Source organism: Sphaerisporangium sp. NPDC088356, from assembly GCF_040685555.1.
GTDB lineage: Bacteria > Actinomycetota > Actinomycetes > Streptosporangiales > Streptosporangiaceae > Sphaerisporangium.
Genome location: NZ_JBFBIK010000185.1, coordinates 1 through 9,183, shown reverse-complemented (window position 1 = coordinate 9,183; position 9,183 = coordinate 1). Strand labels below are relative to the sequence as shown.

Below are 9,183 nucleotides of genomic sequence, written 5' to 3'. Positions count from 1 at the left end.
GGGCCCCTTCCGGGTGCCCGCGCCGCGACGGCCGTGCCGCTAGCGGGTGATGGTGAAGGTGTCGATGTCGAACAGGGAGCCCGAGCCTCCGGTGAAGGACAGGAACAGTGCCCCCGTCGCCGAGCCGGTCAGCGTGGTGGACACGGTGGTGAAGGTGTCGAAGCTGCCGGTGCTGGCGACGTTGACCGAACCGAGGAGGGTGCCCGTCTGCGAGCCCGAGCGGATCTGGATGGTGCCGCCGGGGCCGCCGGAGGACACCTGGGCCGAGAACGTCTTCGCGCCCTGGGTGTTCACCTGCGAGTACCCGGCCCAGTCACCGTTGTCGATGTAACCGAGCGTGGTACCGCCGCTGGCACCCGCGTGGCCGGCCGTCTGCACGCCCGACTGCGAGGTGAAGGCCTCACCCTCGGTCGTGGTGGAGGTGCCGGTGTTGAGGGTGTAGGCGTCGAGGTCGAACAGGTTGCCCTGGCCGGTCACGCCCTTGAACACCAGGTACAGCGTCGTGGTGCCGGCCGGGACGTTGCTCAGGTTCCCGGTGACGTTCACGAAGGTGTCCCAGCCGCCGGTGGGAGTGACGGCCACCGAACCCAGCAGGGTGCCGGTCGCCGATCCCGCGCGCACCTCCAGCGTGCCGCCGGCGCCGCCGGAGGAGACCCTCGCGGTGATGCTCTGGGCGTTGGAGACGTTGTAGGGCGTGAAGGAGATCCAGTCGCCGTTGTCGGTGAAGCCGACGGTCTTGGCGCCCTCGGCCCCGGCGTGGTCGGCGGTCTGGATGCCGTTCTGCGCGCCGAAGTGCTCTGCCTGACGGTGCCTCGGCTGCAGCGTGCGGGTGCTGGTCGAGGTCAGGCCGCCCTTGTCGGTGTAGGAGGCGGTGAAGACGCCGAAGATGTTCGCCGCGGCGTCGTGCTCACCGTCGACCGGGACCGCGATGGATCCGCTGCAGCCGGTCTTGGAGGTGATCTGGTGAGCGTGGCTGTCGTGACCAAGGCTGTAGGTGACCGTCACCTTGGCGCAGTCGATCGTGCCGTCCTCCGGGTCGCTGACCGAGACCTGGAAGGGCACGGTGTCGCCGAAGGAGAACAGCTGGCCGTCCACCGGCTGCGTGAGCGTCACGGTCGGCGCGGTGTTGCCGACGCTCACGATGACGTTGGCGGTCCCGGTCAGCCCCTGGGGGTCCTTGACGGTCAGCGTCGCCGTGTAGGTGCCGTTGGTGGTGTAGGTGTACGTGGGGTTGGCCGCGGTGGAGGTGGCGCCGTTGCCGAAGTTCCACGAGTAGGTCAGCGCGCCGCCCTCGGGGTCGGAGCTGCCCGCCGAGGAGAAGGTCACGGCCAGCGGGGCGGGTCCCGACGTCTTGTTGGCGGACGCCTTGGCGATCGGGTTGCGGTTGGTGCCGCCGATGTACTCGACCCTCCACAGGGCCTGGTTGTTGCTGCCGGTGCCGTAGTCGAGCACGTACAGCGCGCCGTCCGGACCGAAGGCCATGTCCATGACCTGCGTGCCGGTCCAGGGGAATGCGCCGATGTCACCGGGGGTGCCGTCGGCGTTGACCGCGATGGCCTTGATCCACCTGCGGCCGTACTCGCCGGCGAAGAACCTGCCGTCCAGGGACTGCGGGAACTTGATCGCGGAGTTCAGCGAGGCGTTGTACCGGTAGACCGGGCCGCCCATCGGCGACTCGGAGCCGCTGCCGAACTCCGACGGGGAGCCGGCCTCGCCGCCGTACCTGATCCAGCTCGGCTTGGCCGCGGGCAGCGTGGTCAGGCCGGTGTTGCGGAACGAGTTGTTGGTCGGGCCGCCCGCGCAGTTGTACTTGGCGAGGGAGGGGCCGCTCGGGAAGGTGTACTCGTTGTAGGTCTCGGCGGTGGTGTTGGTGCCGGTGCAGTAGGGCCAGCCGAAGTTGCCCGCGCTGGTGACCCTGTCGAACTCGACCTGGCCGCCGGGGCCGCGGTTGGCGTCGGGCCCGCCGGCGTCCGGGCCGTAGTCGCCCAGGTAGACGATGCCGGTGGCCTTGTCGACCGACATGCGGAACGGGTTGCGGAAGCCCATGCCGTAGATCTCGGGCCGGGTCTTGGCCGTCCCCGGGGCGAACAGGTTGCCCGAGGGGATCGTGTAGGTGCCGTTGGCCTCCGGGTGGATGCGGAGGAGCTTGCCGCGCAGGTCGTTGGTGTTGCCGGCCGACCGCTGCGCGTCGAACTGCGGGTTGCGGTCGGTGCGCTCGTCGATCGGCGTGTACGAGTTGGACTCGAACGGGTTGGTGTCGTCACCTGTGGTGAGGTACAGGTTGCCCGCCGCGTCGAAGTCGATGTCACCGCCGACGTGGCAGCACTGCCCCCGGTCGTTGGCGACCTGGAGAACGACCTTCTCGCTACTCATGTTGAGCGTGTCGTCGGCGTTCAGCGTGAAGCGCGAGAGGTTCAGATTGCCCTTCCACGCGTCGAACTGGGCCTGCGTGCCGCTGGTGGGCGCGTCGCCGTCCGGCGTGCTGAGCCTCGGCGAGTAGTACAGCCAGACGTAGCGGTTGGTCGCGAAGCCGGGGTCGACCGCGACGCCCTGCAGGCCCTCTTCGTCGTGGGTGTAGACGTTGAGCTTGCCGGCCTGCTTGGTGTTGCCCGCCGCGTCGGTGACACGGACTGTTCCGTCACGGGCGGTGTGGATCACCGTGCGGTTGGGAAGCACCGCGAGGGACATGGCCTCGCCCAGCTCAGCGCCGCCGGTGGCCAGGCTGACCTGCTGGTAGTCGGAGGCGGGGATCACGGAGGCGTTGGCCGCCGGACCGGTGGCCGAAACCGTCGCCAAGCCGCCGGAGATTACCAGCGCGACCGAGGCGAGTAGTCGTGTCCACGACCGAGGACGTGGTGACATGGGGGGTCCTTTCCTGACTTGGGGGGTCAGTCAGGCAAGGCGCGCGCCGCCGCGCTTGTTGCCGGGTACTGCGATTTGGGGGGTGCTCATTGCTGTGCCGCCGTGCCTCTGGAGGAGTGCCGCCTCCACGTTGTGAAGCCGCAGGGCCTGTGTTCGGCCCGGCAAAATCTTCTCTGCAAAAACCCTATCAAAACATGAAAGAAATCGTCAGCCCCTTGCCAGATTTGTTGGGTTCGTCGCGACCGGTGCCAGGCCGATCGCGGCGGGGTCGTTGATCACCTGGTCGACCACCATGCTCGCGGCACCGCGAGATGCGGCGCCGAAGCCGAGGCCCGAGGCCAGGAACCGGCAGCGGGCGGCGGGCCCGGCGATCACCAGGCGCTCCAGCTCCGCCTGGGCGGGCGGGATCAGCCGCTCGGCCAGCTTCGCGAAGTAGCCGCCGAGCACGATCACCCTGGGATTGAAGAGGTTGACCAGGATGGAGCCGCCGAGCCCCAGCCACCGTCCGACCTCTCCCACCGCGGCCAGCATGCGCGGGTCGCCGAGGGCCAGGCCTCGGGCGATGTCCGCCACCCTCTCCTCGGGGTCGGGCATCGGCGCGGTGCCGAGCTCGTACGCCAGTTCGGGCGTGGCCGCCCGCACCAGCGTGGCCAGCCCGACCTTCGTCTCCCAGCAGCCGGTGCGCCCGCATCCGCAGCGGCTTCCCGTCGGGTCGACGGGCAGGTGCCCGACCTCCCCGGAGAACCCGTCCGCGCCGCGCAGCAGCCGGCCGCCGACGACGATGCCGCCGCCCACCCCCACCTCGCCGGTGAGGTAGACCATGTCGGCCGTGCCCGCGGCGACGCCGCCGGTGTACTCGGCCAGGGCCGCGAGGTTGGCGTCGTTGTCGACCATCACCGGGGCCCTGACGTCGCCGATCTCGGCGCGGAGCCGCTCGGCCAGGGGCAGGTCGCGCCAGCCGAGGTTGGGCGCGAAGGCCACGTGGCCGCGGGCGACGTCGACCAGGCCGGGAACCGCCACCCCGATGCCCGCCGGGGAGGCCCCGGCGCGGACGAGATCGTCGATGGCGTCCTTGGCGACCCTGCCCAGCTCCTTGAGCGAGCGGTCGGGGCCCATTCCCATGGCGTCGAAGCCGACCCGCCGCTCGACCAGGATCCGGCCGCCGAGGTCGGTGCCGTAAACGGCGACGTAGTCGACGTTGATCTCCGTGCCGAGGATCCCGACGTGGGAGCCGTCCAGGGCCACGGCCCGGCGGGGACGCCCGACGGCGCCCACGTGCTCGATGCCGACCTCGCGGACCAGGCCCCGGTCGAGCAGCTCGGCCATCAGGCTGGAGACGGTCGCCCTGTGCAGGCCGGTCGCGTCCGCGATGTCGGAGCGGGAGCAGGATCCCTCGTCGCGCAGGTGGCGCAGGACGAGGGCCAGGTTGGCGCGGCGGAGCGAGGCGTGACCCGCCGCCTGCGCGCGGACTCCTGCCGCGCGAGTCGGAGGTTGCCTCTGCGCCACGCCATCACCACACCCAAGTTTGTATGTATCCGAGAACAATTAACCGAGTTCTAACACGGCGAGATGCTGACGTAAACACCTGGGGGTGGTAACGACTTCGCATCCTTCCGCCGCCCCTGGTGGCCGCGGCGCGGCGGCTCACGTTACAGAAGCGTTACGGAAAGCGAAGCGCTTCGACACTTGCACGTGCCCCAGGCGCGCTCTTTAATTCGACAAGTCCTGCAAAGAAGTTCCGTAGGCCCGCAAGTTGCTCGTCGATGTTTGAAATTCCACGAGGAGAGTTGCGGTGATGGCCCCCTGAACTCCCGTCCGTCCGGACGATCAGACCCGTGGCGGAGCCGTTCCCGCCGACTTCGGTTCCGCCGCGGTGGTGCCGCTCGAATCGGCCGGATGGACGGGACCCCTCTCTCTCCGGCCGGCCATGGAAGGTCCAGAACCTACCATGGCCGGCCGGCATGAATGCGGAGTGAGCGCGGACACGCGGCGGTATGGACGGGGCCGGCGGCATCGCCCGTGCTTGACCCCGGTGTGACCTGATCAAGCTATGCTTTTGCCCGATTTGCACCCTTTTGGGGTATATGCTAGGTTCCTGTTGCCTGGCGAGTGGCCCGTTGGTGCGCAGACCGCGATCGCATGGTCCGTACCCGGGCGACTGGGGCACGGGCGGCGGCGCCCAGCGTGCCGCACGTCCTCTCCAGCGCTTCCGCAGAGCGCCCGCCGATCCGGCGCAGCCCCGGCATCACGCGCGACGAGGTAACGGGGCCTCAAGTCCAAGGCGGTCGTGACCCCCACACAGGTGTCCCGGCGCGATGATCGCCGACTGCTCCCCCAGACGGCAGCCCCACAACCCCCACAGGCGGCAACACCGCCGCCACAGTGGTCAGTTCCGGTGATCACGCCATGAGGAGGACCCCGCGTGCGTGCCACACTCTCATCCCTGTCGCCCCCGCTGCGACGGGCTCTGACCTCGTGGCGGCCCCGGTCCATTCGCGGACGGGTGACCGCCCTGGTCGCCGTGCTCGCCATGCTCCTTCTCGTACCGTCGGGGGTGCTGACGGGCATGGTCGCGCGCCAGCAGCTGGCGAACGCCGGCTGGCTGGACGCCCGGCACGCGGCCAGCCTGATGGGGGCGGCCGACCGGGCGGGCAAGCTGACGGACCCCGTCATCACCAGCAGCGTCCCCGGAGTCGACCTGGTGCAGCTCGTCGGGCCCGATAACCGCGTTGCCGCCTCCTCCCCCGCCGTGCGCGGGCTCGCGCCGTTGAGCACCGTGCGGCCCTCACCGCAGGACCCGCAGAAGGACGTGGAGACCTGCGCGATCCCGCAGCTGGGCTGCATCCGCATCTCCGCGCTCCGCGTGAGCCCGGCTCCGGACTCCAACATCGTCTACGCGGGCGGCCCCATCCGCGGGGTCGTCTCCGCGGGGGTCTTCGACGCGCTCTTCGCCGTGCAGGTAGCGATGCTGATCTCCCTGGCGATCTGGGCGACCTGGAAGATCACCGGCCGGACGCTGCGGCCGGTCGAGGCCATCCGCACCGAGCTGGCCGCGACCAACGTCAACGACCTGAGCAGCCGCGTTCCCGAGCCGGTGGGCGACGACGAGATCTCCCGCCTCGCCAGGACCGTCAACAGCACGCTGGAACGCCTGGAGAACGCCAAGGGGCGGATGGAGCACGTCCTCGCCGCCCAGCGGCAGTTCACCTCGGACGCCTCGCACGAGCTCCGTACCCCCATCGCGGGCCTTCGCGCCCAGCTGGAGGAGGCACGGATGCACCCGGAGGACACCGACCTCGAAGAGCTGCTCGACCGTACGCTCGGGGACGTCGACCGGCTCCAGGCCATCATCACCGACCTCCTGCTGCTGGCGAAGGTCGGCGCGGGCGCGCCCAGCGCGCTGGTGGAGGTGGACCTGGCGGAGTCGGCCCGCATGGAGGTCTCGCGGCGCGCCGACCGGGTGCCCGTGCGGCTGCGGCTCGCCCCCGGGGTGATGGTCAACGCCGTCGACACCCAGATCGCGCGGGTCCTGACCAACCTGCTCGACAACGCCCAGCGGCACGCCAGGTGCGTCGTGCTGGTCGAGGTGCGCCGCGACGGGAAGACGGCCGAACTGGTGGTCGCCGACGACGGGGACGGCATCGCCGAAGCCGACCGCGAGCGGATCTTCGAGCGCTTCACCCGGCTGGACGCCTCGCGCTGCCGCGACCGTGGAGGAACAGGTCTCGGTCTCGCGATCGTCCGCGACATCGCCCGCGCCCACGGCGGGACCATCGAAGTCGGGGAATCCGCGTCCGGCGGCGCCCGTTTCGTACTGCGGCTGCCGATCGCCGAGCACCTTGCGACCCTGGGCGGCGACTCCTCGCTGACGCTGGCGGCCTTCTCCACCCGCTGAGACCTCTCCCGTGGCAACGGATTCAGTGGCATATCTGGTACTAACGCCACTGAATCGGTAGCATCGGCTCCCAAACGCCGACGCATCACGCCGGCGTGCGCACCCACGGCCGGTCACCGTGCCCGGTCGTGGCCGGGCGCCGGCCCGCACGCACCCAGGGAAAGAGCCGGCATGACCGAGTCCCCACCGCGCCGGAGCCTGCCCCAGACGGACCGGACCCTGCATCGCCGCCTGCGGGAGCAGGGCAGCCTCGACCGGGCCGTTCTCGACGCCATCCTCGCGGCGGGCTTCGTGTGCCACCTCGGAGTGACCGTCGAGGGCGAGGTCATGGTCGTCCCGACGGTGTACGGCGCCGGCGGCGACACTCTGTACCTGCACGGTTCGGTCGCCAGCCGAAGCCTGGTCTCCTCACCGGGGTCGTCGATCTGCGTCACGGTGACCCACGTCGACGGGCTGGTGCTGTCGCGCTCGGTCTTCGAGCACGGGGTCAACTACCGCAGCGCGATGATCTACGGTGTCCCTCGCGTGGTGACCGACCCGGAGGAGAAGCTCGCCGGCCTCCGCCTCCTCACCGAGCACGCCGCGCCGGGGCAGTGGGAGTACGCGCGCCGCCCGAGCCGCAAGGAGCTCGCGGCAACGACGCTTCTGGCGCTCTCGCTCGAAGAGGCGTCGGTGAAGGTGCGCACGGGTCCGCCCGACGACGGGGACGGGCCCGACGCCGCGCTCGGCATCTGGGCGGGTGTCCTGCCCCTGCGCGCCGTCTGGGGCGACGCCGAACCCGATCCCCTGCTCCCCGAAGGCCTCACGCCGCCGCCCCATATCGCCGACCGCGCGCACCGGCGGCTCGGCTAGAAACAGGCACGCGGCAGCGCTCTGGAAATGAGTTTGCGAGCGCATGAGATTTGACCCGGGATGTCTAGGAAATTGTGAGGTACAGGCGGATCTCGAGCGCGTGTCAAAGCGCGAGTGGCGATGCTGCCCTGCTCATCACGGAGACCGCGTACCAATCGATAGCACCGTCGCTGACGGAAGGTGTATGGCGTGGCAAGCGTGGATACCACCAGGAACAGTCGCCAAACGGATAAACCAGTCGGGGCCGCAGTCGGCCAGCCGAGCGCCGGAAAGGTGGTGGGCGGCACCAGGAAACCGGAGATGGCCGGAGACTCCTCGAGGATGCGGGACATCTTCGAGATGAGCGGCCTGTGGAGTCGGGACGCCAAGGCACCGACCTACGACGAACTCCGCCCGTACGGGCATCGCGAGACCTCCGGATTCCCGGTCTACAAGAACCTGGAGACGCGGCTGCTCAACGCGGTCGATCATCCGGATCCCGAAATCGCGCACCTCATGGCGACGTGCGCGGCGTATTCCTACTCGGACCCCAAAACCCTCTCCATGATCATGGCGAGAATGGGCCTGGAGGACAATCAGGTCCGCATGATCCAGACATCGGTCGACGCGATGCTGATCAGCTCCACCGCCTGCCTGATCCAGAGCGGGAACGGCAAAGTCGGCATCCTGTGTTACCGGGGAACCGAACCGCTGAATTTCATCGACTGGCTCAGCAACATCGACGTCGAACCGGAGCGCATCGGCTACCAGATCAGCGACCCGTGCGCGACCGTGCACGCCGGCGTCTACCGTAACGTGCGCGCGACCAGGTACGAGGTCATGGACGCCCTGCGGCACGCCTGTGACCGCCGGCCGATACGCGGCATGGGCAACGACGGCGGTGCGCAGCCCAACGGTTCCTCGCACGGCGAGGGCGACTACGGCGACGAGCCTTCCCGGCTGGACGGGAACTTGGAGGCGCTGTACATCACCGGGCACAGCATGGGCGGGGCCATGGCCGCGCTCATGGGGGTGATGATCAGGCATGAGCGCAAGTACAAGGAGGCGTTCGCCGACCGGCTCAAGGCCGTGTACACCTTCGGCCAGCCCATGATCGGCGACCCGAGCTTCGCCGAGGCCTGCCAGACCGACGAGTTCCTCCGCGAGAACGTCATCCGCTACGTCTATGACAGCGACGTCGTCCCGCACCTCCCGTCGACCTCGTCGGGCCCGTTCAAGCACTTCGGCCGCGAGTTCCACTACCGGGTGCCGCATCTGCGCAACAGCATGGTGAACATGCTCGCCTACCCGCGGTGCGCCTCGCAGTCGAGGAATGGCCACTGGGAGACGAGGATGCGTCCGACGCCGCAGATGGCCGGTCTGCTCGGGATCCCGATGTCGGCGATGGCGTTCATCGCCCGCAGGTTCGAGGCGACCCGCTCGCTGCCCGCCGTCTACTCGGTCGACGACCATCTCCCGCAGCACTACATCTCCGCGCTGACCCCGCCGGGAGTGCAGAACGAGTTCGGGGACTAGGGGCCGCCCGGCTTCGCCACACGGTCGCCGAAGCCCCGGGGGGCGGGGGGGGGCGTTCC

At 69.6% G+C, this 9,183-nt stretch carries 5 protein-coding genes; 3 read left to right on the top strand and 2 right to left on the bottom strand.

Features of this window, described 5'->3' with window-relative positions; translation table 11 throughout:
* Positions 1 to 39 precede the first annotated feature (39 nt).
* Entirely contained in the window at positions 40 to 2,862 is a 2,823-nt protein-coding gene (locus AB0O34_RS34950; RefSeq protein WP_363922958.1) for a carbohydrate-binding protein, read from the bottom strand.
* 207 nt (positions 2,863 to 3,069) lie between these two features.
* Entirely contained in the window at positions 3,070 to 4,368 is a 1,299-nt protein-coding gene (locus AB0O34_RS34945; protein ID WP_363922956.1) for an ROK family transcriptional regulator, read from the bottom strand.
* A 916-nt stretch (positions 4,369 to 5,284) separates the two neighbouring features.
* Here AB0O34_RS34945 and AB0O34_RS34940 point away from each other — a divergent pair.
* The 3 genes from AB0O34_RS34940 (at position 5,285) to AB0O34_RS34930 (ending at position 9,124) form a co-directional block, all read left to right on the top strand.
* A complete protein-coding gene (locus tag AB0O34_RS34940; protein ID WP_363922954.1) occupies positions 5,285 to 6,757 on the top strand; it encodes a HAMP domain-containing sensor histidine kinase in 1,473 nt (490 codons plus the stop codon).
* A 171-nt stretch (positions 6,758 to 6,928) separates the two neighbouring features.
* A complete protein-coding gene (locus AB0O34_RS34935) occupies positions 6,929 to 7,609 on the top strand; it encodes a pyridoxamine 5'-phosphate oxidase family protein (RefSeq protein WP_363922952.1) in 681 nt (226 codons plus the stop codon).
* A 300-nt stretch (positions 7,610 to 7,909) separates the two neighbouring features.
* A complete protein-coding gene (locus AB0O34_RS34930) occupies positions 7,910 to 9,124 on the top strand; it encodes a lipase family protein (RefSeq protein ID WP_363922950.1) in 1,215 nt (404 codons plus the stop codon).
* Positions 9,125 to 9,183: the final 59 nt, after the last annotated feature.